This is a genomic window from Paraburkholderia suaedae (assembly GCF_040812055.1).
Classification (GTDB): Bacteria; Pseudomonadota; Gammaproteobacteria; order Burkholderiales; family Burkholderiaceae; genus Paraburkholderia.
In genome coordinates, this window is sequence record NZ_JBFOAH010000002.1 from 38,894 (window position 1) to 64,527 (window position 25,634).

Annotated in this window: 23 protein-coding genes; 10 read left to right on the top strand and 13 right to left on the bottom strand. The window is 59.2% G+C overall.

Translation table 11 applies throughout. The annotated features are described in order from the left end of the window. Nucleotides 1-294: 294 nt before the first annotated feature. Nucleotides 295-1,074 carry a hypothetical protein gene (locus tag ABQJ48_RS03605; protein WP_367836037.1) on the top strand — a complete coding sequence of 260 codons (780 nt, stop codon included), beginning with the start codon at nucleotides 295-297 and terminating at the stop codon, nucleotides 1,072-1,074. Between the two features lie 3 nt (nucleotides 1,075-1,077). Beyond that, on the top strand, nucleotides 1,078-4,326 hold the full coding sequence (locus tag ABQJ48_RS03610; RefSeq protein WP_367836038.1) for a plasmid replication protein, CyRepA1 family: 3,249 nt from the start codon (nucleotides 1,078-1,080) through the stop codon (nucleotides 4,324-4,326). 422 nt (nucleotides 4,327-4,748) lie between these two features. On the opposite strand, the gene ABQJ48_RS03615 is transcribed toward ABQJ48_RS03610, so the two are convergent. Together ABQJ48_RS03615 and ABQJ48_RS03620 are read right to left on the bottom strand one after the other, a co-directional pair. Further along, nucleotides 4,749-5,279 (bottom strand): hypothetical protein, encoded by a 531-nt coding sequence (locus ABQJ48_RS03615; protein WP_367836039.1) that lies wholly within the window; start codon nucleotides 5,277-5,279, stop codon nucleotides 4,749-4,751. Between the two features lie 66 nt (nucleotides 5,280-5,345). Beyond that, nucleotides 5,346-6,377, bottom strand: a complete 1,032-nt coding sequence (locus ABQJ48_RS03620) for a hypothetical protein (protein ID WP_367836040.1) — start codon at nucleotides 6,375-6,377, stop codon at nucleotides 5,346-5,348. 389 nt (nucleotides 6,378-6,766) lie between these two features. Here ABQJ48_RS03620 and ABQJ48_RS03625 point away from each other — a divergent pair, with 389 nt between their 5' ends. From ABQJ48_RS03625 to ABQJ48_RS03645, 5 genes are all read left to right on the top strand, one after another. Further along, nucleotides 6,767-7,081, top strand: a complete 315-nt coding sequence (locus ABQJ48_RS03625) for a hypothetical protein (protein WP_367836042.1) — start codon at nucleotides 6,767-6,769, stop codon at nucleotides 7,079-7,081. A 138-nt stretch (nucleotides 7,082-7,219) separates the two neighbouring features. Next, nucleotides 7,220-8,212, top strand: a complete 993-nt coding sequence (locus ABQJ48_RS03630) for an SMODS domain-containing nucleotidyltransferase (protein ID WP_367836044.1) — start codon at nucleotides 7,220-7,222, stop codon at nucleotides 8,210-8,212. Continuing rightward, a complete protein-coding gene (locus tag ABQJ48_RS03635) occupies nucleotides 8,212-8,709 on the top strand; it encodes a hypothetical protein (protein ID WP_367836045.1) in 498 nt (165 codons plus the stop codon). Before ABQJ48_RS03630 ends, ABQJ48_RS03635 begins: the two co-directional genes overlap by 1 nt. Nucleotides 8,710-8,766: 57 nt before the next feature. Beyond that, nucleotides 8,767-10,188 carry a hypothetical protein gene (locus tag ABQJ48_RS03640; RefSeq protein ID WP_367836046.1) on the top strand — a complete coding sequence of 474 codons (1,422 nt, stop codon included), beginning with the start codon at nucleotides 8,767-8,769 and terminating at the stop codon, nucleotides 10,186-10,188. Between the two features lie 133 nt (nucleotides 10,189-10,321). Next, complete coding sequence (locus ABQJ48_RS03645; protein ID WP_367836047.1) at nucleotides 10,322-11,002, top strand: hypothetical protein; 681 nt, start codon at nucleotides 10,322-10,324, stop codon at nucleotides 11,000-11,002. Between the two features lie 508 nt (nucleotides 11,003-11,510). On the opposite strand, the gene ABQJ48_RS03650 is transcribed toward ABQJ48_RS03645, so the two are convergent. The 3 genes from ABQJ48_RS03650 to ABQJ48_RS03660 all read right to left on the bottom strand — a co-directional run bounded on the left by ABQJ48_RS03650 (nucleotide 11,511) and on the right by ABQJ48_RS03660 (nucleotide 13,598). After that, the gene (locus ABQJ48_RS03650) at nucleotides 11,511-12,074 is read right to left on the bottom strand and encodes a YggT family protein (RefSeq protein WP_367836048.1); all 564 of its coding nucleotides are present in this window, start codon (nucleotides 12,072-12,074) and stop codon (nucleotides 11,511-11,513) included. Nucleotides 12,075-12,264: 190 nt separating this feature from the next. Continuing rightward, complete coding sequence (locus ABQJ48_RS03655; RefSeq protein WP_367836049.1) at nucleotides 12,265-12,585, bottom strand: EthD family reductase; 321 nt, start codon at nucleotides 12,583-12,585, stop codon at nucleotides 12,265-12,267. 77 nt (nucleotides 12,586-12,662) lie between these two features. Continuing rightward, nucleotides 12,663-13,598 (bottom strand): Rossmann-like and DUF2520 domain-containing protein, encoded by a 936-nt coding sequence (locus tag ABQJ48_RS03660; protein ID WP_367836050.1) that lies wholly within the window; start codon nucleotides 13,596-13,598, stop codon nucleotides 12,663-12,665. Between the two features lie 792 nt (nucleotides 13,599-14,390). Between ABQJ48_RS03660 and ABQJ48_RS03665 the strand changes: the two genes are divergently transcribed. Then, on the top strand, nucleotides 14,391-14,678 hold the full coding sequence (locus ABQJ48_RS03665) for a hypothetical protein (protein WP_367836052.1): 288 nt from the start codon (nucleotides 14,391-14,393) through the stop codon (nucleotides 14,676-14,678). Between the two features lie 173 nt (nucleotides 14,679-14,851). Then, nucleotides 14,852-15,817, top strand: coding sequence for a threo-3-hydroxy-L-aspartate ammonia-lyase (locus tag ABQJ48_RS03670; protein ID WP_367836053.1), 966 nt, complete (start codon nucleotides 14,852-14,854; stop codon nucleotides 15,815-15,817). A gap of 40 nt (nucleotides 15,818-15,857) precedes the next feature. On the opposite strand, the gene ABQJ48_RS03675 is transcribed toward ABQJ48_RS03670, so the two are convergent. Next, nucleotides 15,858-16,535 (bottom strand): LysE family translocator, encoded by a 678-nt coding sequence (locus tag ABQJ48_RS03675; RefSeq protein ID WP_367836054.1) that lies wholly within the window; start codon nucleotides 16,533-16,535, stop codon nucleotides 15,858-15,860. A gap of 53 nt (nucleotides 16,536-16,588) precedes the next feature. Next, on the bottom strand, nucleotides 16,589-18,157 hold the full coding sequence (locus tag ABQJ48_RS03680) for a UbiD family decarboxylase (RefSeq protein WP_367836056.1): 1,569 nt from the start codon (nucleotides 18,155-18,157) through the stop codon (nucleotides 16,589-16,591). 607 nt (nucleotides 18,158-18,764) lie between these two features. Here ABQJ48_RS03680 and ABQJ48_RS03685 point away from each other — a divergent pair. After that, entirely contained in the window at nucleotides 18,765-19,958 is a 1,194-nt protein-coding gene (locus ABQJ48_RS03685; protein WP_367836058.1) for a transglycosylase SLT domain-containing protein, read from the top strand. A gap of 216 nt (nucleotides 19,959-20,174) precedes the next feature. On the opposite strand, the gene ABQJ48_RS03690 is transcribed toward ABQJ48_RS03685, so the two are convergent. The 6 genes from ABQJ48_RS03690 to ribD all read right to left on the bottom strand — a co-directional run bounded on the left by ABQJ48_RS03690 (nucleotide 20,175) and on the right by ribD (nucleotide 25,632). Then, nucleotides 20,175-21,371 carry a pyridoxal phosphate-dependent aminotransferase gene (locus ABQJ48_RS03690; RefSeq protein WP_367836059.1) on the bottom strand — a complete coding sequence of 399 codons (1,197 nt, stop codon included), beginning with the start codon at nucleotides 21,369-21,371 and terminating at the stop codon, nucleotides 20,175-20,177. A 148-nt stretch (nucleotides 21,372-21,519) separates the two neighbouring features. Next, the gene (gene nusB, locus ABQJ48_RS03695; protein ID WP_367836060.1) at nucleotides 21,520-21,954 is read right to left on the bottom strand and encodes a transcription antitermination factor NusB; all 435 of its coding nucleotides are present in this window, start codon (nucleotides 21,952-21,954) and stop codon (nucleotides 21,520-21,522) included. Next, nucleotides 21,951-22,454 carry a 6,7-dimethyl-8-ribityllumazine synthase gene (ribH, locus tag ABQJ48_RS03700; protein ID WP_367836061.1) on the bottom strand — a complete coding sequence of 168 codons (504 nt, stop codon included), beginning with the start codon at nucleotides 22,452-22,454 and terminating at the stop codon, nucleotides 21,951-21,953. The genes nusB and ribH overlap by 4 nt, the downstream gene beginning before the upstream one ends. Before the next feature lie 48 nt (nucleotides 22,455-22,502). After that, entirely contained in the window at nucleotides 22,503-23,636 is a 1,134-nt protein-coding gene (ribBA, locus tag ABQJ48_RS03705) for a bifunctional 3,4-dihydroxy-2-butanone-4-phosphate synthase/GTP cyclohydrolase II (RefSeq protein WP_367836062.1), read from the bottom strand. 208 nt (nucleotides 23,637-23,844) lie between these two features. Beyond that, on the bottom strand, nucleotides 23,845-24,459 hold the full coding sequence (locus ABQJ48_RS03710) for a riboflavin synthase (protein WP_367836063.1): 615 nt from the start codon (nucleotides 24,457-24,459) through the stop codon (nucleotides 23,845-23,847). 15 nt (nucleotides 24,460-24,474) lie between these two features. Further along, the gene (ribD, locus tag ABQJ48_RS03715) at nucleotides 24,475-25,632 is read right to left on the bottom strand and encodes a bifunctional diaminohydroxyphosphoribosylaminopyrimidine deaminase/5-amino-6-(5-phosphoribosylamino)uracil reductase RibD (protein ID WP_367836064.1); all 1,158 of its coding nucleotides are present in this window, start codon (nucleotides 25,630-25,632) and stop codon (nucleotides 24,475-24,477) included. Nucleotides 25,633-25,634 lie beyond the last annotated feature (2 nt).

Here is a 25,634-nt window from a genome sequence, read left to right on the forward strand (position 1 = left end):
CAGTAGTCTGGTGCGGTAATCTGCGGCCCGCTGATTCGAGAGTAGGCAAGCGTGAGACACGCTACTGATACATAGGTAGTGGTATTGAACCTTTCCGGCGACAGGTAACGTGCGTCGTCATGGGCTTCCAGGTGGAAGCCGGCCCGGTGGAAGACCGGGCGGTTAGGGGGTATAGGCAATCGAACCAGCCTATAGCGAATGATCTTCGGGGTCATTCGCTATAGGCTGGCCCGTGTGCCTGCCCACTCTCCTGGTTGGTAGCCATTGGTCAAGTCCTTTTTCATGGAGATGACGATGGTTACGAACACTTTCCCTAAGACTCCCCGGCGTCCGATTGCTGACGATGTCTGCTCAACACGCAATTCCCTTTCTGAGGGGCCGACCGAGGCTAACTCGATCCCAGTATCGAGCATTGCGACGCTGAAAGTCGCGATCAATTATCGCGTCAAAAACAAGATTCTGCCTGACGATGCGGCTGGTCGGAAGCGTGCGAATTGGACGTTCACGAATCGTGAGCTTACCCCTGAAGATTTCATCGAGCAGGTAAGTTCAGGGTTTGCCTTTTGTCCCTGGCTGAGTGGACGTCGGCATCCCAGTAATTTCCGGTGCATGCAAGTGCTGGCTGTGGACGTCGATTTCGGTCTGACGATTGATGACGTTCTGGCTAACAAATTCTTCGAGACGTTCGGGTGGTTCATCTATACGACATCGAGCCATAAACCGGACGCGCATCACTTCCGGGTTGTGTTTTTGCTGGCGCAGCCAATCGATACAGTAGAACGGATGAATCAGGCATATACCGGTATTAGGATGATTGTCGGAGGCGGTCTTTGCAGTAAAGACGCGTCTCGCATGTTCTATGGCTCGGAGAATTGTGAGATTTACCGTGCAGGCCATGTGCTTCCGGCAGAACAACTTGAATCCGTGATTGAACTCGGCCAGATCGCGATTGATTGTCGCGAGTATGTTGAACACCTGCGGCGTGACTTGAATCGCCAGTGGCATGTTCATACATCCGATTTCCGGCCTATCGAACGCAAGCTGGTTGACGCCTGCTATTCGGATGGGGAGTAAGCCATGGATTTGAACATTTCCAATGCTTTTGGTCCGTGCTCGACTGATACCTCTACGGGCATCGAGGTAGTCCGCGACCGCGAGCACTTTCCTCCGACACACCAAGCGAGCGAGATCGAAATTTGCAACATCACGACGCTGAAGGTTGCGATCAATCGGCACGTCAAAAACAAGATTGCCCGCGATGATTCCGTCGGTTGGTCCAAGGCCACCTATAAATTCGAGAATCTGGAGCTTGCGCCGGATGCCTTCATCGAGGAAGTGCGGGCAGGTTACGCCTTCTGCGCGTGGCTGAAAGGGCAACGCAAGTCGACTAATTTCCTGTGCATGCAGGTACTGGCAGTCGATATTGACTCCGGGCTGACGGTTGAAGATGTCCTCGCGAATCCGTTCTTCAAGAAATTCGGATGGTTTATCTACACGACGCCGAGTCATCGTCCGGACGCGCACCGGTTCCGGATTGTGTTCCTGATGGAGCAACCGATCGAGACTGAGCAGCGGATGAATCTCGCCTACACTGGCATCATCCGTATGTTTGCGGGCGACCGTTCTTGTACGGATGCAAGTCGTTTGTTCTACGGTTCGGAAAATTGTGAGGTCCATCGCGTCGATCACGTACTTCCGATGGAACAGGTCGAGTACGTTATCGAACTGGGCGAGAACGAGATTCACAACGATGGGCGCTCCATTTCTGCGGGTGGTCATGCAAATAGTCGCTCGTCGGTGGCACTCGATAAAGACGAGATTATCAAGACCGAAAGCGACGGGACATATCTGCTTCACGAGTTGACGCGGGGAACGCGTGTTTTCTGCCCGCGTCATATGGACAAGCACGCCAGTGCGTTCATTGTTACGTCAAAGGCTGGGCAGAATGGCGTGTATTGCAGCGCATGTGCGCAGACCTTCTGGCCGAAGTGGAATCACCGCTCGCACCTCCACATGTACGATTTTTATGCATTCGAAGACGGGCTGATCGAGATCGACTACGAGGAGCAATTGCAACATCCGTCAGAGTGGCTTGACGATGAAGCGCCGGTCGAGTACCGCGAGATGGTGGACGAAAAAGCGGTGTTTGTGAGGGACGTGCAGCTCCTCGGTGATGCCGGATTTTCCGATTTCGCGGATGGGGTGAATTGCGTTCGTAGTCCGAAAGGAACCGGAAAGACCTTTTTGCTTGAGCGCGCCGTAGAGAAATGGAAGGCTGAGGGGAAATCTGTCCTGTTGATTGTGCACCGGCAGGTGCTTGCTGAATCCCTCGCCAACCGCCTCAAGATGCACAACTATCTGAGGAAGCTGGAGGTCTACGAAGATCGCGACGAAGCGCTCAGGCACTGCGTAGTGTGTCTCGACAGCCTCGCTCGCTATCTCAATCCGGTACGTCATAAGTATGATGTGGTAGTCATCGATGAAATCGAACAGGTGTATTCGCATGTGTTGTCGGACACTCTCGCTGGGAACAAGCGGAAGTATTGTTTCAACCTGTTGCATCTCTACATTCGCCGGGCGAAACAGGTGGTACTGTGCGATGCCGATCTCGGTTGGCTGACCTTTAATATCACTGCCCGGCTTCGGGATGACGTGGGACCCGTTCGCTTTTACGTCAACCGGTTCCGCAAGAATCAGGATCCGACGCAGCCAAGGCATGTAGTGCATATGTACGCGAGTGAAGCTCAATTGCTCGATTACGCGGTTTTCGTTGTTGGGAGTGGTGGCAAGCAGTTCATCGCGTGCAATTCGAAGAAAAATGCGAAATCGATCAAAAAATTGTTGCAAGGTCGCTACGGAGAACGGATCAGGTTGAAAATTGTGACGTCTGATAACTCGACCACCGATGAATGCCGCCGGTTCATCGCGACTATCCAGGAGACGTCGGCAGATTATGATGTGCTGATTGTGTCTCCGTCGGTGGGGACGGGTGTTGACATCAACATCCCCAAACATCTGCCTCAATTTACACACGTATTTGGCTTTTTCGACGCTGCGGTCACTACACATTTCGAAATGGACCAGCAGCTTGCCCGTGTGCGCAATATGACGGAGCAGCACGTCTGGGTTTCGAAAGCGCGCCTGTATCTTGAATACGAGGTCGATGCTGTAAAGCAGAGCATCTTGTCACGTGGAGAACTGCCCGAAGTGCTGAAGGGATTCGATTGGGAGGGGCGCCCGCAATACGATGAGGATGACAAGTTGATCGAGGTCTATGCTCAGGTCAAGTCTATGCGTCACGCATCGCTCAATAACGTCCGCGAGCACTTCATTGAGTTGAAGAAGCGTGAGGGGTGGGATGTGGTCGAGGCAAGGCACGACCTGACAGAAGATCCGAAGAACTTGCAGAAGGCGTATTACGGCGCAAAGAAAGCTGTCGTGGAAGAGGAGTTCGATGCGATTGTGAATGCCTCCCGCATTGACCGCAAGCGTTACCTCGAATTGTGCGACAAGCAGACCGTGAGCATCGCCGAGAAGGCTCAGATCTCTCGCTACCAGATCGAAGCCTTCTACGGCGTGAAGGAATTCTCTGCCGATTTGGTGCGGCTGGATGACCACGGCCGTTATCGCGAATGCGTGAGGTTTAGTTCGGTATTCTTTTCCAACAAGTATCAGCGCAATCAGTTTGCCTTGTTCGACCACAGCGTGTCGGTAACGGAGCGGGACGATTACGTCCGGAAGTGCAAGCTGCTGGAGAAACTGCTTCGCGCTGCCGGTGTGGTGGATGAGAAAGGCAGGCCGGATACGTTTGCCGAGTTCGAGTCGCGGACACTCGATGCCTTCATCGATGCCGTTGAACTGCACGTTCAGCAAATTGGGCTGGTGCTTGACGTGCGTGTTCGGGATGACTTGCGTAAAAAGCCTATGCTCCAGCTCAAGGCCTTCTTGAAGTTGATTGGCATCGAAACGGCGAGGAAGAGTCCGGACTATGAAGGGCCGAAGAAGATTTACAAGTACTCGCTCGACCTGAATTCGATTGATTTGATTGAGAAGTACCGGAAGAACTACATGAAGGGGATGACGGAAATTCGGCTTCAGCAAAACGTACTCGATGGTGGGGCAATGCTTGTCGTGACCGAGACGCCCGAAAAACAGAAGCGGATTAGGTTTGTGAACATCGATAAGAAGCCTAAAAAGAAGTGGGAGGAACTCACGCCTCGTCAAAAGCAACGGGAGTCGCTCAAGATGCCGAGGAAGATTGCCTCTAGCAAAAAGAAGAAGGAGGAAAAGTTTGTCGCTATTCCGATCAAGCCAATCGATGATTAATCGTAGTGCTTATTAAAGATCCGCGATATTCAATAATTTGTAGATAAGTGTTTTCTCTGTGTTGATAAAGCGGTGACTTATGTACTCGAAATGGGGCCAACGATAAGTTGGCCCCACGGCAGAATCTTAATAAGCTGATGACCTAGCACGGAGATCCCCGTTAGATCAAGGGGATATGAGGTGGGAGGGAAAGGTGACGTGAAAACTGTCGCTGTTGCGCACCGGATTTCACGCTGCCGGCTACCCGTACGATGACACCATTGATCGGTTGATCCGCGATCTAAAGCAGACGATCAGCAGGCGGCACAGGGCAATCGTTACCGCTGCTTGGCCGAGCTCGACGAACGTTTTGGCGCTCAAGCGCATTGCGGACGCACAGGGCCGATCTCACTTGGCAGATAGTGGCGAGCCTCGATTCACATCTACTCGTCGAGCTCTAGGTGCATCCCGGCCAAAAGACGATGCGCTAACTGAATCTCATCATCAAGCGCTCTAGAAAAGTTCATTGCAAACATCATGAAGCCTGCTGCAACCTCGTCAGCCTCGTCAGCGAATTTTTGTACTTCAGCCAGTTCTAATTCGACATTTTTTTGTTCATGACGAATTGTGGCTCGCACATTGAATCCCAGCTCGGTTGCAAAAGTCTCCATAAAGAGAGGGTTGTGTGCGATGGTATTGCGATTGGCCATGACCGGCCAATATTTTCTCTTATGATCCTTTAGCGCCTTTGCCAGAGTATCAGATAGATCTTCCTTGGCGGATTTTGAAATCCGTTCTACTCGCTGTGAGAAATCCTCGATCCGCCAACTTTCTAGATCTTCGGGAGAAAGAACTTCTAGAATCTCGTTCACTGATCTTTCAATGCTGGCCGCTGCGAGGATTAGTCGCCCAACCGGATCTATCCACTTATCCTGCTCCGCCTTCGCGTGTCTCAAGAATTCTTCTGGCGACATCGAGTTCTCCTTTGTATTGTCTACGCTGCGCGCATTGTACGCGCGACCTTAAATCTATCGCGTATATCACTGAGCTTCACTTGTCATGTCGTGACGTACTCGTTTTAGCTTGTGAGGCTGTACCTCAACGCGAGTGTCTGCATGTTCTGTCGTAGGACTCAATTGATCTGGCGATGAGGCAGCTATCGGACTTCCGCTGAACGCTGCTTTCCATCCGGCGGCGAAAGTCTGAATTTGGGCGGGCGTGGTTTGCGTTAGCTGTGCCAGGCCGAGTATTCCGATGAATACGCCAAGCGTCGTTAGGCGCGTTTGCATCTTTGCTTCAAAAGCAGACTCAGTTGCCGTTCTCTCTATCCGGATAATTTCTGCGATTCGCCCAAGTTGATCGACGAGTTCGTGGCGGAGCGAAGCGAGAAGCAGGCGGTCGTGGATAGCGTTATACAATGGGCCGATCTCCGTTGTGAAGACTCGGGCCGGCGCGTCGAAGTAGTAGCTAGCGATGAAGCGAGAGATTTCCGAATGCATTGCTTCAGTGCGCTTCACCTTCGAGTCGTCGCGGCAGCATTCGGCAAGGTCGTGGATTGCTTGCTCTAAAACTCGATGGTAGGCGAGCCCGAGCATATATGCGGCTAAGGCGCGTCCTGCGCGGTCGCCGCCGGGCTCGGTTGAGAGTATCGCCATGCCTTTTGCATCGACTGTTGCTCGCACGCGTGCAACGGTCGAATAGTCGTCTTCGGTCAGGGTGGCCGTGCCACGAAAGAACGTCGATATTTCGCTGAACATTGTTGCGGCGGTACTGTTCGACCAGACGAAACGACCAATTTCGTATACTACCGTGCCTTTCTCTGCAAGTTGATTGGCTCGACCCCACGCGTATTTCATCGCGGTTTCGCTCAGGGTCTCGGTCGGGCAAAAGCAGAATACGACCGAACGATCAGAAGCTGAGAAGAAGCGGTAGGCGATTGGGTCATTCGCGTTTTGACGGACGCTCGTCATGGTCGAACTGTGAACGGGACCCAGAAAATACTCCCCTTTAAGGGGGGTATTCAGTTGTAGCGTTTTTATTGGCTGTTCGATACGGTAGATGATGCCTTGCACTTCGATCTCCTGCGACGGTCCTTATTGGGTTGCAACCCACCTAGCACTATTCGGCTACTTGTTTACGGCGATTGTTTAAAAAACTGTAGAGGCCGAAGGCGCGTGCGTCGAAGGTGTAAATTGCGTGCGGAAGTTCCGTTCAAAGGCATACGCGACCGGCCCCGGATGGCCTACGGCGGAATCCTAATAAGCTAACGGCCTCGCTCAAAAATCCCCGCCGGATCAAAGGGATAGAGGCGATGTAGACGAGGGTGACGTGAAAACTGTCACTGTTGCTCGATGAATTTCGAGGTGGTCGGCGTTGTGTTGGTCGTGGTCGTTCGCTTGCCGTTGCCTTGAAGGTCGATCTGCTGGACCCTGGACGCACTTTCAACGAATGGAGTGCGACCATGGTCGATCTGAAGCAGGGTGTGGCAAGCAAGGACGAGAAAGCGGGCAAGTCGGTTGCTGTTGACCCGAAGGCAACTGTTGTTGCGCCGGCCACAAGCTTGACGGCGAACGATACCGTAGCGAAGACTGAACCAGCTACGCCAACGAAGATGGAGTTGGCGACGGAGATCTATAAGCGCATGCGCGCGGTGAAGGACGTTACGAGGAAAGACATCATCGAGAAGTTCATCGCCGAGGTGAAGCTGACGAAGGCTGGTGCGAGCACCTACTACCAACTCATCAAAGACAAGCACGAGCCGCAGGGCAAAAAGTAATCGATGTTGCGATGCAATAAATCGGCTCCTTCGGGAGCCATTTTTTTGTCTCTTTTCAGCCCGGTCCGCTTACGCAGCTACGAGTACTGTATATTTGCACAGCATAGCTTTCGTCATAACGATGACGTGGAGGATGCTATGGGTATGCGCATACCAAACAGCCTTGCCGGGCTCGGAATGGTTCCACCATATAGCCTTGCCCAGATGCTGGGGATGGTGCCGCCACCTGCATCCAGCGTGCCGCAGTGGATGCACGTCACGTCTCGTTTTTCGCAGTTTCTCGTGAACCTTCAACTGACAGCCGCCCAAGACGCAGACGGGCGGCGGAAGAAGGCTGGGGTTGTCTCGTGCCTCAACAGTGCCTACTACGGCTCGACCTCAGAGTTCGATAACTCCTTTTACATTGGTTCGTGGGGTAAGGGGACGGCAATTCGTCCGCCACGTGATGTAGATGTATATTTTGTGCTGCCATCAGCGGCATATGGTCGGTTTGGTGCGTACGGATACAATCCGCAATCCGCTTTGCTGCAAGAGGTGAAGCGTGTCCTTCAGCGAAGTTATCCGACCACAACCAACATTCGCGGTGATGGGCCGGTTGTGTTGGTCGGATTCGATTCGTATAGCGTCGAGGTGGTGCCCGTCTTTTTTGTCGGAGACTTTCGCTATTGGGTGTGCGACACGAAAAATGGCGGGTCATACAAACAAACAGCGCCATGGGCGGAAATCGGTCACATCGAAAACGCAGACAAGCGGAACGCGAACAATCTGCGTCCGCTGATCCGCATGCTGAAATCGTGGCAGGCGTGCTGTTCGGTGCCGATCAAGTCGTTTCATCTTGAACTCCTTGCCGTCGACTATCTTGATCAATCTCAATGGCGTTTTAAGAACATCTTTTGGTACGACTGGGTTGTGCGCGACTTCTTTCTCTACATGATCAGTCGAGCGAACACCTTTGCGACTGCGCCTGGGACGGGCGAGTATATGTGGCTGGGTGAGACTTGGAAAAGTAAGGCAGAGAGCGCATATGCTCGGGCTGCTAAAGCTTCAAGCTACGAAGCTCAGAATATGATGATTGCTGCTGGCGAGGAATGGCAAAAGATCTTTGGTTCCAATATTCCAAGGACGGTTTGATGGACCAACAGACACAGAACATGATAGATGAGTGCAAGCGGCAGGAGGAATCCTGCCTTTATACGTCGGCGTCACTTTTCGAATGGTTGAAAGTGCTTCGCTTCTGGCGAGTCATCTTCGTCATCCTACCTATAGGTTTAGGTGCAGTCGCGACAGCGCCGTTGCTGGCAAAGCAACCGGGGTTCGAATGGTTGACTGCGATGTGCGCGTTGCTCGCAGGAATTTTTCCGGCAATCTACAAGGGACTTGATCTCGACGTAAGCTTGCAATCGATCGCCGACAATGCTCATGCATTCAAGGTGCTACAGGACCGCTTTCGTCAAGCGTGGCGCGTTGCAGCGCTTGGTCCGAGCGGAGAATTTCATGACCAATTCAAGGATCTGACTGACCGCATGGACGCAGCTAGGTCGATAAGCCTGACAGCGCCTGAGCGATATTTCCTAAAGGCGAAAGCTAAGATAGAAGCAGGGCACTATCGTTTCGAGGCCGATAGTTGATGGGTCGAATAAGCTTGCCACGATGACTACGTAGACGCTTCCGCTGAAAACATCCATATGAGCCATCGCACGTTAGAAGATCATTTCAGAGGCCTGTGGAATCGGGCTTGCAAGTTGCCATCGTTGGACAGTCTTAGCCCGGAATTGATTCGGGAGTGGGCGGCCGAGCGTGGCCTGACTGTCGATCATGTGGCGGAGGGCGATATCGGTACGTTTGTTACCACAAAGAGCATCGTGCTGACGGTAGATGGGCAACAGGCAGGTTTCCCAAAAATTCCGCCAGAGGGAGACGCAAACTGGCAGCTGCGTCGCCAGTTTGCAGATAGGGATGCCGGGCTTTGGGACAAGCTGGAGTGGTTTTCCCCTCTTTGGGTATCCATGGGCGCGACCCGAGAGTTGCTTAAGGCGGTCGAGAATTGCTCCAAGGAGCGAGCGCTCCAGCAATTTAACTACCATACATCGACCATATACACTCTTCCGTTTCAGGCAGTGTGTATTGCGCAAATCATGCCGGGAGCGCGTAGCCTTCGGGATGTTGTTCCCCTAGCAAGGGAAGCGTATCTTGCATTTTATAGTGGCTATCGCGCATCCAGCATCTCCGCTTTGATTCCAGCTTTAGAAGGAGCGCTGACGCGAATCGTTAGCCAAGGTGGCGGCGAACCTACCATAGCGGAGAAGATCGATCAGGCGATTGACCGAGCCATCGAATGTGCTGCCCGGCTGCATTTTCACCAGATATGGGTTCCGCATGAGTATTTGACCCTCGATTATCTCTACCCATTGGACGAGCGTGTTTTCACTTTTGAGTCATTTCGCCGCTGGCTGAAAACATCATTTTTTCAGAATACTGCTCAGTACGGTGGAACCACTTGGCTCAACAGGCATCTCTTCGCGCACGGGGTATCGTCAGACTGGCAGCAATCCTCGAATTTCACTCGGTTGATCGTGGCTCTGGCGACAATGGGGGTAATCGAAGCATGGCATGACGAGTCAAACAGCGTTTCACTGTTCTTTCCTGAAATGAACGAGGACAGCAAGTTGCTTTGGCAGCAGGCACTGTTCCAAGGGCAAGCCCAAGCCGCACTAAAAGTGATTGAGCAAAAGACTTATCACAAGCATGGGCGACTTGTCCCAGAGATGCCAACCGATAATGGTGCGCTGTTGCGCAAGGCCATTCTGATGGAGGACTGTATCAATGACTTGGTTCGTCCTTTACGAAATGCTGGATGGCAGGTGCATGTCGGTGAGCCAGACAACGAGGCGCTGTATGTGCTCGTGACTGCAAGCGCTAATGATCGAAAGTTTGGTGTCGCCTTGCTCTATAGTTGTGCGACCGCCAATGCGATTTATCGGGAGCTCGCGAGCAAGTGCGAGGCCGTCCTGTACCGTGGAGCGCCATACAATCAGAGCGGGTACGCATACGGAATTATGGTCCATGTTGGGCCCGTAACCGGTTGGCAGCCGCCGAAGCCTTTATAGTGCTTACGGATACCTTCTCCGCCTATAAGGAGTGAGGGCGAATCCGGAGATCGAGTCGCTTAGGATGGCACTGAGATGACGTCTGCTTGTCGTGACTGTTGATGGAAATATGAATGGTGGAGCTTGATAAACGATGAAATGGTGCGATGCTGATTTGCTTGCTCTTGATCGAATCTATGCTGAATCGGGTGTCGCATTTCACGCGCGACCGTTGCGCGCCGCCGCTGATTTGCTGGGGAGCGAGTTTGTTCTCGGCGTTGTTGGCAACAGTGAGGCCGAGGAGATCATGGATGCCTATCAGCGTCTGATCCCGGAAGTGAGTACGTCGTGGCCGGGGATGGGCATTGGTCTGGCAGCTTCTGTCGATCGAGTGCGCAAAGTCGTCGTCGCTGTTGCGCTGGGTCAACCTGCCATTAGTCTAGAGCAGGGACTCGGTTTCGCCTCTAGGTCGGAATGGCAGCAGTGGTGCCGTGACGATCCTGTCATCGCTGCTGGCAACGCGTTCGCGTTTGCAGATATCTATGACTTTACCTATGGGTTGAATGAACTCGAAGGTGGCAATGCTGTTGCGATTCAGTACTGGCGCCTAGCTCTTTCGAATCTGGAAGATGTGGCGAACAGCCTCTTCAACGGTTATAGCGTAGCCTCTATTTCGCAGCCGATTTGCATGACGGCTGAACTGGCGATGAAAGGTGCTCTGATCCATCTTGGAGATGATCCGGCAGAGCTTGCGAAGGGGCGCATCGGGCATCGACATTCTGTCCTCGCTGAGAGGTTGGCGAAAGCCTGCGCGCCCGTGACGACTCGTTACTGACATTGGCGGCTTCCAAATTGCCAGATTACGTGGGGAGCAGGTATCGAGACGCAGGACTGACCCGGCTTGATGTGGTGAAGCTTGCCGTTGGCGTTCAGTTCATTGCGGCATCGTCCGCTCGGCGCATATCCGGTCGTGATTTCGCTCAAGTACTGGAGCAAGATCAGTGGCCGGGACCACGCACATCCATCTTTGGATGACGGGGCGCCCGCTCGCGGCCTGAAAATTCCTAGCCATCAAGATGTAAGAAGCTATGCCGTTAGCTTCTTACCGTCGGAACTGGAATGAAAACTGGCGTCGCCGTCAAACCCGCATGACACGTGGTTTTCAATGGTGCCCGCTGGAAAACCACTTCCAAAACCCGCATGAATAGTGGCTTTGCTCAAGCCGTTGCAGCTTGGGAAGCTAGGGTATTACCATTATACGACGCCCGCAGAGCATACAATTCTACTCGGGAAACGGTGTTCAGCGCAAATCTGCCACCGTTTCCCGCCGAGGGACCGCGTCGTCAGATCACGAAGTAAGTCAGCTGAACGGCTGCGCGGGTGACCACCATCAACAGGACCTGGACGATCACGAATAGCAGGATCGGCGACAGGTCGATCCCGCCGAGTTGCGGCAACACGCGACGCAGCGGATTCAGAAACGGGGCCGTCAGCTGATACAGAATAGGCATGGCCGGCGAGCGCGGATTGAGCCACGACAGCAGGGCCATCAGGATCGTCATCCAGATGATCAGATTCAGCGCCCACTTGATGAGCGTCAGCACCGCGACGATGAGCAGCGTCGGCAGCAGGCCGAGCGGATCCGCGCCGGTGAGCACGACCATCAGCACCACATAGACGATCGCTGCGAGCAGCGCCGCCACCAGCGTCGCCCAGTCGATTCTGCGCGTGCTCGGCAGGATGTGCCGCAGGGGCAGGACGATCCAGTTGGTGGCTTGCAACACGGCATTCGTCACCGGGTTGTAGGGCGGCATGCGCACGACCTGCAGCCAGGCGCGCAGCAGCAGCGCCGCGCCGAACAGCGTGAAGACGGTGTTGAGCAAAAAACGGCCGATATCGCCAAACATCTCTTGTCCTTATGCTTCGGAGGGCGGCCGCCGATCGGCCGCGGGGTGCCAGCGAGGACCGATCGGTGCGCGCTGGCGGTTCGTTGGGATAGCACGCGCGTTGGGCGCGGTGGTTCAGTGAGGCTGCTTGCGTCTGCACGCGACGGCTGCTCGAATCGGTTGCCGCCGTTTCGCCACCGTCCGATCGTCATCACACGGAAATCTTGATCTCGCTGATCAGAATCATGCCGTTGCCGCCGTCCGTGTAGTTGGGGATGTCAGCCATCAGGCGCTCGGAAGCCGGCTTGAAGACCTTATAGAAATCGTCCGTGCTGTCGAACAGGAAGTGGCCCGCGGCGACATACGGCGGCGGCGTTCCCGGCGGCCCGGCATTGATGCCGACATCGACCGACCAGCCCTTGAGCGACGGCCCGAACAGCTGCGCCGCGAGCGGCATGTGCGTGGCGCAGTAATACTCCACGTCGAAATGGCCGTTTTCCCGGTACGGATAGAGGATGCTGACCTTGATCATTGTGCGTTCTCGTCTGTTGGTCTCGATGCGCGGCGTTCGCGGATTGCATGCGGCGCCGGACGTCACATTATCACGGCTTACTTGACGCTTGCACCTGCCGCCGCCTGAATCAGCGAGCGTTTGAGCGAATCTTCGACGGTCGCGGCGATCGCCTCCAGTGCGGCGGGCGGGGCGACGCGGCGTTGCGCGAGCCCGAGCGCGCGCCGCGACAACAGACCGTAGAGCGCCGCGTGATCGCCGCCGAGCCCTTCGAGCAGTGCCAGCTGCCGGGCCACGACCCCGTTGTCGCCGCGCGAGACCGGTCCCGCGAGCGCGTCGGGCAAGCCCTTGTCGCGCGCGGTTTCGATTGTGCCGGCGAGCATCGGCAGCAACGCGCGCAGGGCGTCGTCTTCGGCAAAACCGAGCGTGCGCCATAGCGCGACGCATTCGGCGAGGCTGCACAGCGCGAAGCTGGCCGCGTAGTGAGCGGCGGCGTGATACAGCATGCGGCCGCCCGCCGGAATCGACAACGGGTGGCAGCGCAAAGCGACGGCCAGCGCGGTCAGCGTGTCTTTCAGCGGGCCGTCGGCTTCGATCGTCACCGAGCAGCCGGCGATCCGTTCGATATCGGCGAGCTCGCCGCTAAAGAGGTAGAGTGGATGAAATCCGCCGATGGACGCCCCCTGGTCGCGCGCCGGGGCGAGCAGTTCGACCGGCGAAGCACCGCTGCAATGCACGAGCGCCTTGCCGTGGCGGCTCGCGGCGTCTGGGCCGAACCGCAGTGTGTGCGCTGACGAACCGATGCTGTCATCGGGAACGGCTAAAAACACGATGTCGGCTGTGTCGACCACCTGCTGCGGGTGGTCGGATGCCGCGCAATGCTCGATTTGACTGGCAAGCCGGCCGGCAGAGGCCGCTGAACGGCTCGCCACCGCTGTGACCGGGTAGCCGGCGCGTGAAAAGCTCAGCGCGAGACAACGTGCGAGTCGGCCGGCACCAATGAAGCCGATGCGTGGCAAAGGGGGCTGGGACATGATTGCCGGCTCCAGACGGAACGTTTGAACGGGAAAGCCGAAGTATCGCGCATTCGGTGTCGGCGGCGCGATCCGGCTTCGAATCGCCCGCGACAGTTCGGGGCCGATATGGCGCACGCAGCCAGCCATGCAGCGGCGCGGCGCTCGCAGGTTCAAAAGCTGCTCACAATGATTCGGACTGGTTTGGCAGTGGCTGTTTCCGGTACTTCGTTACACAGTCAGATTCGGGAGGTTCACGATGAGTATTTTTTCTTACCGAAAGCACCTGCGGTTCCTCACCCCTGCGCAGCGCCGTCGCTGGTGGGACCAGAAAAAGCGCCTGACGCCGCGCGTGCGCATTAGCGGCGCGTACGTCCCGCCCAGCGTTTCTCGAGAATTTACGTATGTGAAGGTCGGCTGAACCACCGGTCCGCACCGACGACAAATGCCCGGCATTCGCCGGGCATTTTCATTGGTCGCGCGGCTCTCGGTCCGCGCAATTCGTTGTCAGTATTGAAGTTAATTTGTAATCAAAGATTACCCAAATTCGACGCGGAAAATCGTATGCGCCGCTTGCAATTGCGCTAGTCCCGTTGGGACTGCGCGTAACCCTTTGATCACCGCCCGGTAACTGCGCTGCGGGGCCCGCCGTCGCGCTCGCATAGATGGGACGACGCATGCCGGCCCAACGCCGCGGATTGCAATTTGCAACAAATCTCAACAGATCCCTTTGACCTTTTTCGATAGATTGTTTGAGTAGCGTGCGATGCATGCGTAGTCGGCGTCCTCGATAGGCCGCGCCAGGAGAAAAAAGTGAAAAAGTTCGTTCCGTTTGTCGTTGCTGCACTCGGGCTGGGGCTCGCCGGGGCGGCAGAGGCTCATGTGTCTGTCGGTATCGGCATTGGCGTTCCGGTTGCGCCGGCTTATCCAGTGTATGCGGCGCCGCCGCCCGTCTATTACGCGCCAGCACCGGTCTACGCGCCGCCTGTTGTTTACGCGCCGCCGCCTGTAGTGGTGGGGGGTTATTACGGTTATGGCCGTCCGTATTATCGTCACGGCTATTACCGCGGTTATTACGGTCACGGTTACTACCGCCGCTAATCGCGGCAGGCAAAACATGATCGCCCACGGCGTAACGCCGGCTTGATTGCCGGGTTACGCCGTTTTTGTGTTTATGGGTTCTCCAGTTTCCGCGCGCATCAAGGCCGTCGTTCCAAAGCGTCGACGAAGCTGGGAGAATGGCTGCTTCGCAACCGCTCAAGAGAGTTTCGCCGATGCAAGCGCTTCCCGCTCCCAGTTTCGACGACGTACTCGACGCCGCAGCGCGTCTGGAAGGCGTCGCCCACCGGACACCCGTGCTCACCTCACGTACCTTTGACGAGCGCACGGGCGCGTCCGTGTTCTTCAAGTGTGAAAACTTCCAGCGCATGGGCGCGTTCAAATTCCGCGGCGCCTATAACGCGATCTCGCACTTCGATGCCGAGCAGCGCAAAGCGGGCGTGCTCACGTATTCGTCGGGCAACCATGCGCAGGCCATCGCGCTGTCGGCGCGCCTTGCCGGCATCCACGCGACGATCGTCATGCCGCACGACGCCCCCGCGGCGAAGGTCGCGGCCACCAAGGGCTACGGCGGCGAAGTAATTACCTATGACCGCTACACCGAGAACCGCGAAGAGATCGGCCGGCGGCTTGCGCAAGAGCGCGGCATGACGCTGATTCCGCCGTACGACCATCCGCACGTGATCGCCGGGCAGGGCACCGCGGTAAAAGAGTTGATCGATGAAACCGGCGTGCTGGACACGCTGGTCGTGTGCCTGGGCGGCGGCGGATTGCTCGGCGGCAGCGCGTTGTCGGCGGCGGCATTGAGTCCGGCGTGCACGGTGATCGGCGTCGAGCCGGCAGCGGGCAACGACGGCCAGCAATCGCTCGCACGCGGCGAGATCGTGCATATCGACACGCCGCGTACGATCGCCGACGGGGCTGCCTCGACGCATCTCGGCGATTACACGTTCGCGATCATTCGCGAGCGGGTCGCACGCATCGAAACGGTCAGCGACCAGCAGTTGATCGACACCATGCGCTTTTTCGCGCAGCGCATGAAGATCGTGGTCGAGCCGACCGGTTGTCTCGCCGCGGCGGCGGTGCTCCACGGCATCGTGCCGGTGAGAGGCCAGCGGGTCGGCGTGATAGTGAGCGGCGGCAACGTCGATCTGCCGAGGCTCGCGGAGTACCTGGCGTGAGCGAACGGTTTGGGGCTTGTGGATGCAAGCCGTTTTCCGGTCAGCTCGCCAGCTGCGAGGTCTGCACGATCAGATCGCGATACCCGTTGACGATCACGCTGTAAGAGAAGTACGCGAACAGAAGTGCGGATAGCACGTGGCAGGCGCGCAGCAAACCAACGCCCGCGCGCTTGCGTCCATGACTGCCGAGTCCGCATATAAAGATCGTCCAGCACAGACCGCCGAGAAAAAACCCGCCCAGGAACACCAGCGCGGCAGTGGGGCTGGTGGCCCCCGTTTTCGCGATCAATGCGCCGCCGACGGCGGCGAACCACAGAATGGCCGACGGCGACGACACGGCCAGCAGCACGCCGCGCAAAAAACCGCGCCACGCTGACGGATGCGACGCTTCGGTATTGCGAACGCCTGGCACCGCTGGCGCGGCCGCGGGAAACATTGCTTCGCGCGCCATCTTCCAGGTCAGGAACAGCAGGATCGCCGCGCCGCCGATCCACACCACCCAGCGCACCGATTCGAATTGCAGCAGCGCAGCCATGCCAGCGAGCGCGAGCGCCGCGTAAATCAGATCGCCGATGCAGGAGCCGAGGCCGAGCCAGAACCCCGGCTTGAAACCGTGCGACAGCGCGAGCGAAATCATCGCGACGTTCACGAGACCGATGTCCAGGCACAGCGACAACGACAGCAAAAATCCGTCCGACATCATTGAAAACGCGTGCATCGGTGCAACCGCTCCTTCGGCTTTTTTGTTGTCTGTGTCGTTCGGCTCGCGCCTTATAGGCCCAACTCGTTCCACAAGCTATCGACGCGCTGCTTGACCGCGTCGTCCATCACGATCGGGCGGCCCCATTCGCGATCGGTTTCGCCGGGCCACTTGTTGGTCGCGTCGAGTCCCATTTTGGAGCCAAGGCCCGCCACCGGCGACGCGAAATCCAGATAGTCGATCGGCGTGCGATCGACCAGCACCGTATCGCGCGCCGGATCGATGCGCGTGGTGATCGCCCAGATCACTTCCTTCCAGTCGCGGATATTGACGTCCTCGTCGACCACTACGATGAACTTCGTATACATGAACTGGCGCAGGAAGCTCCACACGCCGAACATCACGCGCTTGGCGTGGCCGGGGTAGCTCTTCTTCATCTGCACGATCGCCATGCGGTAGCTGCAAGCTTCCGGTGGCAGATAAAAATCGATGATTTCGGCGAACTGCTTCTGCAACAGCGGCACGAACACCTCGTTGAGCGCGACGCCGAGCACGGCAGGCTCGTCGGGCGGTTTGCCGGTGTACGTGGAGTGGTAGATCGGGTCGCGCCGCATCGTGATGCGCTCGACCGTGAAGACGGGAAACCATTCCTGCTCGTTGTAGTAGCCGGTATGGTCCCCGTACGGACCTTCGAGCGCATGCTCGTACGCGGCGCAAGCGCCCTTGACCGGCCGTGGCGGCGCGCCCGCGGGGGCGGGCGGCGGCGTGGCCTCCTGCGGATAGATGAACCCTTCGAGCACGATCTCCGCGCGCGCCGGCACCTGCAGGCCGTCGACGCCCGGCGTGAGGCACTTCGCGAGCTCGGTGCGCGCGCCGCGCAGCAGGCCGGCGAACTGGTACTCGGACAGCGTGTCGGGCACCGGCGTCACCGCGCCGAGGATGGTGGCGGGATCGGCGCCGAGCACCACAGCTACCGGGTACGGCTTGCCGGGGTTGCGCAGCGCGAATTCGCGGAAATCCAGCGCGCCGCCGCGATGGGCGAGCCAGCGCATGATCAGCTTGTTCCGGCCGATCAGCTGCTGGCGATAGATGCCTAAATTTTGACGGCTCTTATTCGGCCCTTTCGTGACGGTAAGACCCCATGTGATCAGTGGGCCGGCGTCGCCCGGCCAGCAGGTCTGGATTGGGAGTCTCGCGAGGTCGACGTCATGGCCTTCCCACACGATTTCCTGGCACGGTGGCGCGCTCACCGTCCTGGGTGCCATGTCCCAAACCGCTTTGGCCAGCGAGAACAGCTTGCCCGCATCCTTGAGCCCTTTGGGGGGCTCCGGCTCCTTCAGTGCGGAAAGCAGTCGGCCGACGTCGCGCAACGACTCCAGCGCGGCGCCGTCGCCTTCGCCGGCTTGCGCGTCGACGCCCATGCCGAGCGCGACGCGCCGCGCGGTGCCGAACAGGTTGCCGAGCACGGGAAACGTAGAGTGCGCCTTGCTCTCGAACAACAAGGCCGGACCGCCGGCGCGCAGCACGCGGTCGCATAGTTCGGTCATTTCCAGCCTGGGAGACACGGGTTGCGAGATACGGCGCAGTTCACCAATCGTTTCCAGGCGGCTGACGAAATCGCGCAGGTCTTTGTATTTCATCTGTGGCGGTTCTCTGCCGCGTGCGCGGCGAAAGGGGGGCGCGCGGCAGTTGGTCGCCCGCGCCCATGGAACCGGCGATTTTACCTGCGTTGCCTGGCGCACGTAGATCGACCAAATGACCTAGGCGCAACGGCGGAGCGCAGACCGCTCGAAAGGCCCATGCCGCGAGGTTTCGGACCCCTCCAGGCTCCCGCGTTATTACAATTAGTTATAATTTCATCCTTCTATAGTGTTGACGATCTATAAAACGGTGCATAGAATCCGTCCACATTGGTCGCAGGGCGTGCATCTTTTTACCACTGGCCCGGTCCCGTCCGACGCATCGCGTCACCGCCTTACCGATCCCCTGCACGGTATTTGACGGCTATTGAAGTCCCTACCAGCGCCTGCTGACGCTGGTTTTTCGCGTGGGAGCCAGCGCCTGCATGCAGTTTCGGCATGACGCGGGCTTTTCGAGATGGCTCCCCACAGACGGTATTGACCGTTTCCCGACGTCGCTGCTGCCCTAACCAGACAGAGCGCGCGATGTCTTGACTCTACGAACATGCGGTACCGCCGTTTTCATCTGCTGGCGGAGTTCGCGGATCATGCAACATGGGAGATCTGAATGAACGCCTGGTTATCCTGGCGTCCCGATGAGCGGATCGCGCAAGTTGTGCGCGGTGTGTTGCGTCGCGGGACGCGAATGAGTCATCACCTGTTCAGCATCGTCGGCGGTATCGCTGTGGTGCTGGCTATCGCACTGTGGCTGATGCCGGCCTGGCGCGGCGCCTTGGCCGCGCGCTTGATGCCGGTCATCTCCGCCGCTGTGCAGGCGGGCCCCGCCCGTCTGCTGCAAGGCCATCCGCTGCCGTCCTTCGGGCCGTCCAGCAATAGGGTTGCACCCGCCGACGACTCCCTGTCGTCCAACGCGCCGCTTGTTCCCGACACCGCAACCGGTGCGAACAACGGCAGCACCAGCCTCACCGTAAGCAATACCAGCTTCGACAGTGCTTTCGACAGTTCCGGTGCGGCCGGCATGGGCGTGGCAGCGCTGAGCGGGCTCGATCCGCGGACCATGCAAAGTGTCAGCGCGCTGGCGCGTCTGATTCCGGCGCAACGGGTCTCGGCCGATGCGCGCGACGATCGCGCGCTGGTTTCCAGCCGTGAACAGAATCTGGTGGCGACTTATCTGGCGCGGCGTTATCGCGTCGCTCAGGAACCCGTCAGCGAGCTCGTGAAGGCCGCGTTCGATACCGGTCGCGAAGTCGGTCTCGACCCGCTGCTGCTGCTGTCGGTAATGGCGATCGAATCGGGCTTCAATCCGTATGCCGAGAGCGGCGTGGGCGCGCAAGGTCTGATGCAGGTGATGTCCAAAGTGCATTCGGACAAATTCCAGTATTTCGGCGGCCAGAGTGCGGCGCTCGAACCGGTCGCGAACATCAAGGTCGGGGCCTTGGTGCTGAAGGATTGCATCGCGCGCGGCGGCTCGCTGTCGGGCGGCTTGAGGCTGTACGTCGGTTCGAGCACGCAGGACGACGGCGGCTACGGCGCCAAGGTGATGGCCGAGCGCGGCCGTCTGCGCGACGTCGCGCGTGGCCGCAAGGTGCCGATCAACGCACCGCAGGCGCCGGTTCTCACGGCATCGGCCAGCGCAAATACGGCAGCGGTTGCTGCCGGTGGGGGCAAGCGTGTACAGGTGACGCTCGATGGCGGCCGTCCGCTGAGCGCGGCAACGCCGGCTAAGACGCCGGATGTCGGGCAGGACGACGCCAATTCGAATACGAAGCACGTGGCATCGGCCTCCGAGCTGGGCGCTTGAGGTCGCATCGCGTGATACCGACGGCGTGTCGATGTAAGGGCGGCCGGCAGAACCAGCTACAAACGAAAGGGCACCGATGGGTGCCCTTTTTGCGTCTGGCGGGTTGGCTGGTGGCGAAGCGTGCGTTGTGTCAAACATTCGACGGGACAATGCGCGGCTGCCGTCTGCCCACCCGCTCGCCTGGTGGAACCCGCAGGCTTCCACGCCAAGCCGTGGTCAGTGCCGCCCGAAGAGCTTCGCCAAGCGTTCGACCGCCTCTTCCAGCTTCGGATAAGCCGTTGCGTACGACAGCCTGATGTACTCGTTCGGTGCATGCGTGCCGAAGTCCATGCCCGGCACCAGCACCACACCGGCGTCGTGCAACATCGACCGGGTGAGTGCGGCGCTGTCGCCGGCCGCCCGATGCGCGACTGTGCGGCAATCGGCATAGACGTAGAACGCGCCGTCGGGCATGACCGGCACCGTGAAGCCCAGCGATTCCAGTGCCGGCGCGATGAAGTCGCGGCGGCGCTTGAACTCGACACGCCGCGCCTCGTAAGTGGCGATGGTGTCCGGCTCGAAACACGCGAGCGCCGCATGCTGGGCGAGCGCCGACGCACAGATGAACAGGTTCTGCGCGAGCTTTTCGAAGGCGTCGACCATGCCGGGCGGGACCACGAGCCAGCCGAGCCGCCAGCCGGTCATATTGAAATACTTCGAAAAGCTGTTCACCGTGACGACGTCGTCGCCGAACGACAGCGCCGACACGGGCTTCGCATCGTAGCTCAAGCCTTGGTAGATCTCGTCGACGATGGTGAAGCCGCCACGCGCGCGCACGGCGTTGACGATGCGTTGGAGTTCGGCCGGCTCGATCGACGTGCCCGTCGGGTTCGATGGCGACGCAAGCAGCACGCCGCGCGTGCGTTCGTTCCATAAGCGCTCGACGTCGGCGGCGGTCAGCTGGAAGCGTTCGGCCGGGCCGCTCGGCACCATCACCGGCTTGCCTTCGGCGGCGATCACGAAATGACGGTTGCACGGGTAGCACGGATCGGGCATCAGCACTTCGTCGTCGCGGTCGACCAGTGCCGCGCAGGCCAGCAGCAACGCGGCCGACGCACCGGCGGTGACGACGATTCGTGCCGGATCGACTTCTACGCCGTAAGCCTCGGCGTAGTGCACTGAAATCGCTTCGCGCAGCGCATGGAGACCCAAGGCGTTGGTGTATTGCGTGACGCCACGGCGCAGCGCGCTCGCCGCCGCCTCGATGACCGGCTCCGGCGCGGTGAAGTCGGGCTCGCCGATTCCCATGTGAATGATGTCGCGTCCGTCGCGCTCGAGGAGCGCGGCCTCCTTGGCCAGTTCCATCACGTAGAAAGGCTGGATGGCGTCGACGCGCGCAGCAAGCCGCATCAAAGGTTCGGTCACGGAGTTCATACGATCCAATCCAATGCAATTCAGAAGCAAAAGCCGCCCTGCGCCCGCGCGAACGGTCATGCGCGAGGCGGCGTGTTGATGAGCGGGGCCGCGGGCCGCAATAAACGCGGCGCACGACGGAACTCTGCCAGGCTTATAACGACGACGCTCAGCGCTTCCTGGCCGCCTGCGTTTCTTCGACGCGCAGTTGCGCCGATAGCTTGTCCAGTACACCATTCACGTACTTGTAGCCGTCCGCGCCGCCGAATGTCTTGGCGAGTTCAACCGCTTCGTTGATGACCACGCGATACGGAATGTCGAGGTGGTTCTTCAATTCAAAGGCGGCGACCAGCAGCACGGCCCGTTCGACGGGCGAGAGCTGCTCGAGCGGGCGGTCGAGACACGGCGCGATGGCCGCAGACAGCGCTTCCGAGTCGCGGATCACCCCGTTCAGGATGGCGTCCAGATGCTCGTGGTCGGCCTTGTCGAAGCCTTGCGCGCCGCGCAATTGCGCGTCGATTTCACCGGCGGGCGAACCCGACAGCAGCCACTGGTAAAGCCCCTGCGTGGCCAGTTCGCGGGAGCGTCGGCGGGCGCTCTTCATGCCTCTTCCTCTTCTTCATCTTCTTCGTCGTCGCCGCCGAGCTGTTCCAGCGCGACAGCGAGGTTCGCCATTTCGACGGCCACGCGTGCGGCGTCACGACCCTTTTCGGTCATGCGCGCGACGGCCTGCTCGTCGTTTTCGGTAGTCAGCACGGCGTTCGCGACTGGAATGCCGAAGTCGAGGCCAATGCGCGAAATTCCCGCGCCGCTTTCGTTCGAGACCAGTTCGAAGTGATACGTTTCCCCGCGGATCACGGCGCCCAGCGCGATCAGCGCGTCGAATTGCGCGCTTTCGGCGAGCTTTTGCAGCGCCAGCGGAATTTCCAGCGCGCCCGGCACGGTGACGAGCAGCACGTCTTCGCCGGTGACGCCGAGGCGTTCCAGTTCTTCGATGCAGGAATCCGCGAGACCATTGCAGACGGGTTCGTTAAAACGCGCTTGAACGATGCCGATACGCAGTCCGTCGCCGTCGAGATTCGGTTGATATTGTCCGATTTCCATGTGAATTCCGTAGTGTTTTGGTGGGCGCTAAGCGCGTGAACGATCGGATCAGCCTTGTGGAGCTTGCGCAACGCCGCCCGGCATCGGAACGAAGCCCGTGACTTCGAGACCGTAGCCCGACATGCTGCCCAGCTTGCGCGGGTTCGACAGCACCTGCATCTTGCCGACACCGAGTTCGCGCAGAATCTGCGCGCCGATGCCATACGTCTTGAAATCGACTGGCCGGCGTTTGAGTGCGTTGGCCTTTTCGGTCGAGTCGAACGCCTTGAAAACGTCGATCAGATGATCTTTGGAGTCGCCGCAATTGAGCAGAACGACCACGCCGAGATCACGTGCGGCGATTTCTTGCATGGCCGCATCCAGCGTCCACGAATGGGTGGATTCGCCGACTTCGAGCAGATCCAGCACGGACAGCGGTTCATGCACCCGCACCAGGGTGTCCTGGTCCGGGCTCGGCGTGCCGCGCACGAGTGCGATGTGCGGCTGGCCGCTCGGCTGGTCGAGGTACATGACCGCGCGAAACGCGCCGTGCGCGGTGTGCATGGTGCGCTCGCAGATCCGCTCGACGATCGACTCGGTGCGGCTGCGATAGTGAATCAGATCCGCAATCGTGCCGATTTTCAGACCGTGCTGCTGCGCGAACTCCATCAGGTCCGGCAGCCGCGCCATCGTGCCGTCGTCCTTGATGACTTCGCAGATCACCGCGGCAGGCGTGAGCCCTGCCAGCGCGGTGAAGTCGCAGCCCGCCTCGGTATGGCCGGCGCGCACCAGCACGCCGCCGGGCTGGGCCATGATCGGAAAGACATGGCCGGGCTGCACGATGTGGTCCGCCTTGGCGTCCGGTGCGACCGCCGCGGCGATCGTGCGGGCGCGGTCGGCTGCCGAAATGCCGGTGGTCACGCCCTCGGCCGCTTCGATGCTGACGGTGAAGGCGGTGCCGTATTGCGTGCCGTTGCGGTAAGTCATGAGCGGCAGGTTCAGCTGCTTGCACCGTTCCTGCGTGAGCGTCAGGCAGATCAGGCCACGGCCGTAACGGGCCATGAAGTTGATCGCTTCCGGTGTGACGAATTCGGCGGCGATCACAAGGTCGCCCTCGTTTTCGCGATCTTCTTCGTCGACGAGAATCACCATCCGGCCGGCTTTGAGTTCGGCGATGATCTCTGGAGTGGAGGCGAGCGTCATGTTGGCGAGTTGTTCGGGAAAGCGCGTATTTTACGCCACGCGCGGGTGCAAGTCGCCTCTGCCGAACGGCCTATCCCGTTTGACCGACTGGCGACGAGCCGCGCGCCGTTGCTATGCTCGTCAAAACGATCGACGCATGAACCGGCCGGCAGCGGGAGGGCGCCGCCGCAAGCCCATGCGTGGCCGGGCCTGGTGCCGCGCCGGTCGATTATTTCGGCGCGTTCAGCATGCGTTCCACGTACCGCGCGATCAGGTCGATTTCCAGATTGACCTGCGTGCCTTCGCGCAGACGCTTGAGCGCGGTTACTTCGACCGTGTGCGGAATCAGGTTGATCGAGAATTCGCAACCGTCGTCGCGATCTTTAACCGAGTTGACAGTCAGGCTCACGCCGTTGACCGTGATGGAGCCTTTGTACGCCAGGTAGCGGCCGATCTCGCGCGGCGCCAGCACCCGCAGTTCATGCGATTCGCCGACCGGCGCGAAATGCGTGACAGTGCCCAGGCCGTCCACGTGGCCGGAAACGATATGGCCGCCGAGCCGGTCGTGCGCGCGCAGCGCCTTCTCGAGGTTGACTTCGCCGATCTCGCCCAGCCCCGCCGTGCAGTTCAGGCTTTCGCGCGACACGTCGACTTCGAACGACCGGGCGGTTTTCGCGACCACGGTCATGCAGGCGCCCTGGATCGTGATGCTGTCGCCGAGTTGCACGTCGCCGAGGTCGAGACCGCCGGCCTCGACGTTCAGTCGCACGCCCGCGTCGCCGTCGCTGCCCAGCGGCGTGACCGATTCGATGCGGCCCACTGCCGCGACGATTCCTGTGAACATCGTGCTAATCCTTGATCATTTCGAAACAGATGGAGGCGCGGGAGGGGTGCCGGCTCCGACTGCGGCCTGCGGCGCGAAGCGCGCGAGAATCCGCAGGTCGTCGCCGATCCGGTCGACCGCGTGGAAATTCAGTTTGACACGCCCGTCGAGCGTTTGCGGCGCGTCGAGGTTGAACATGCTCATCGAATCCATGCCGAGCAGGCTTGGCGCGAGGTACACGAGCAATTCGTCGACACAGCCTTCGCGCAGCAGCGAGCCGTTCAGCTTGTAGCCCGCCTCGACGTGCAGTTCGTTGACGTTGCGCTCGCCGAGCACACCTAGCATGGCAGGCAGATCGACCTTGCCGTCAGTGTTCGCCAACTGGACGATTTCCGCGCCGCGATCTCGCAGCGCATTGACGCGATCCGCGTGACGCGAATCGAGATTGCCGCAGAAGATCAGCGTGGGTGCGCCCGCCAGGATTTGCGCGTCGGGCGGCACGTCCAGCCGGCTGTCGATCAGCACCCGTTGCGGCTGGCGCGGGGTATCCACCGCGCGCACCGTCATGCGCGGATTGTCTTCCCTGACGGTGCCGATGCCGGTCAGGATCGCCGAAGCGCGGGCGCGCCACGCGTGCCCGTCAGCACGCGCGGCGGCGCCGGTAATCCACTGGCTGATACCGGACGGCAGGCCGGTGCGCCCGTCCAGCGAAGCCGCCACTTTCATGCGTACCCAAGGGCGGCCGCGCGTCATGCGCGACACGAAGCCGTTGTTCAGCTCGTGCGCTTCGTGGGCGAGCAGTCCGCATCGCACTTCGGTGCCCGCGTCGCGCAACATCGCGAGACCTCGCCCGGATACCTGCGGATTCGGATCTTCCATCGCCGCGACCACGCGCGCCACCTGTGCGTCGATCAGCGCATTGACGCACGGCGGCGTGCGGCCGAAGTGGCTGCACGGTTCGAGCGTCACGTAGGCGGTGGCGCCGCGCAGATCATGGCCGCGCGAGCGCGCGTCCTTCAATGCGCGGATCTCCGCATGATCCTGGCCGGCCGGTTGCGTGAAGCCTTCGCCGATCACTTCGCCGTTCTTCACGAGCACGCAGCCCACTCGCGGATTCGGATCGGTGGTGAACATGCCGCGCTTCGCTAATGCAAGCGCGCGTTCCATATGGACGAAGTCGGTTTGCGAAAACATCG

Bases quoted from the DNA above. Each gene is read 5' to 3' on its own strand.
- ABQJ48_RS03605 (WP_367836037.1), top strand. From the start codon at position 295: ATGGTTACGAACACTTTCCCTAAGACTCCCCGGCGTCCGATTGCTGAC.
- ABQJ48_RS03610 (WP_367836038.1), top strand. From the start codon at position 1,078: ATGGATTTGAACATTTCCAATGCTTTTGGTCCGTGCTCGACTGATACC.
- ABQJ48_RS03615 (WP_367836039.1), bottom strand. From the start codon at position 5,279: ATGTCGCCAGAAGAATTCTTGAGACACGCGAAGGCGGAGCAGGATAAG.
- ABQJ48_RS03625 (WP_367836042.1), top strand. From the start codon at position 6,767: ATGGTCGATCTGAAGCAGGGTGTGGCAAGCAAGGACGAGAAAGCGGGC.
- ABQJ48_RS03630 (WP_367836044.1), top strand. From the start codon at position 7,220: ATGGGTATGCGCATACCAAACAGCCTTGCCGGGCTCGGAATGGTTCCA.
- ABQJ48_RS03635 (WP_367836045.1), top strand. From the start codon at position 8,212: ATGGACCAACAGACACAGAACATGATAGATGAGTGCAAGCGGCAGGAG.
- ABQJ48_RS03640 (WP_367836046.1), top strand. From the start codon at position 8,767: ATGAGCCATCGCACGTTAGAAGATCATTTCAGAGGCCTGTGGAATCGG.
- ABQJ48_RS03645 (WP_367836047.1), top strand. From the start codon at position 10,322: ATGAAATGGTGCGATGCTGATTTGCTTGCTCTTGATCGAATCTATGCT.
- ABQJ48_RS03650 (WP_367836048.1), bottom strand. From the start codon at position 12,074: ATGTTTGGCGATATCGGCCGTTTTTTGCTCAACACCGTCTTCACGCTG.
- ABQJ48_RS03655 (WP_367836049.1), bottom strand. From the start codon at position 12,585: ATGATCAAGGTCAGCATCCTCTATCCGTACCGGGAAAACGGCCATTTC.
- ABQJ48_RS03660 (WP_367836050.1), bottom strand. From the start codon at position 13,598: ATGTCCCAGCCCCCTTTGCCACGCATCGGCTTCATTGGTGCCGGCCGA.
- ABQJ48_RS03670 (WP_367836053.1), top strand. From the start codon at position 14,852: ATGCAAGCGCTTCCCGCTCCCAGTTTCGACGACGTACTCGACGCCGCA.
- ABQJ48_RS03675 (WP_367836054.1), bottom strand. From the start codon at position 16,535: ATGCACGCGTTTTCAATGATGTCGGACGGATTTTTGCTGTCGTTGTCG.
- ABQJ48_RS03680 (WP_367836056.1), bottom strand. From the start codon at position 18,157: ATGAAATACAAAGACCTGCGCGATTTCGTCAGCCGCCTGGAAACGATT.
- ABQJ48_RS03685 (WP_367836058.1), top strand. From the start codon at position 18,765: ATGAACGCCTGGTTATCCTGGCGTCCCGATGAGCGGATCGCGCAAGTT.
- ABQJ48_RS03690 (WP_367836059.1), bottom strand. From the start codon at position 21,371: ATGAACTCCGTGACCGAACCTTTGATGCGGCTTGCTGCGCGCGTCGAC.
- nusB (WP_367836060.1), bottom strand. From the start codon at position 21,954: ATGAAGAGCGCCCGCCGACGCTCCCGCGAACTGGCCACGCAGGGGCTT.
- ribH (WP_367836061.1), bottom strand. From the start codon at position 22,454: ATGGAAATCGGACAATATCAACCGAATCTCGACGGCGACGGACTGCGT.
- ribBA (WP_367836062.1), bottom strand. From the start codon at position 23,636: ATGACGCTCGCCTCCACTCCAGAGATCATCGCCGAACTCAAAGCCGGC.
- ABQJ48_RS03710 (WP_367836063.1), bottom strand. From the start codon at position 24,459: ATGTTCACAGGAATCGTCGCGGCAGTGGGCCGCATCGAATCGGTCACG.
- ribD (WP_367836064.1), bottom strand. From the start codon at position 25,632: ATGTTTTCGCAAACCGACTTCGTCCATATGGAACGCGCGCTTGCATTA.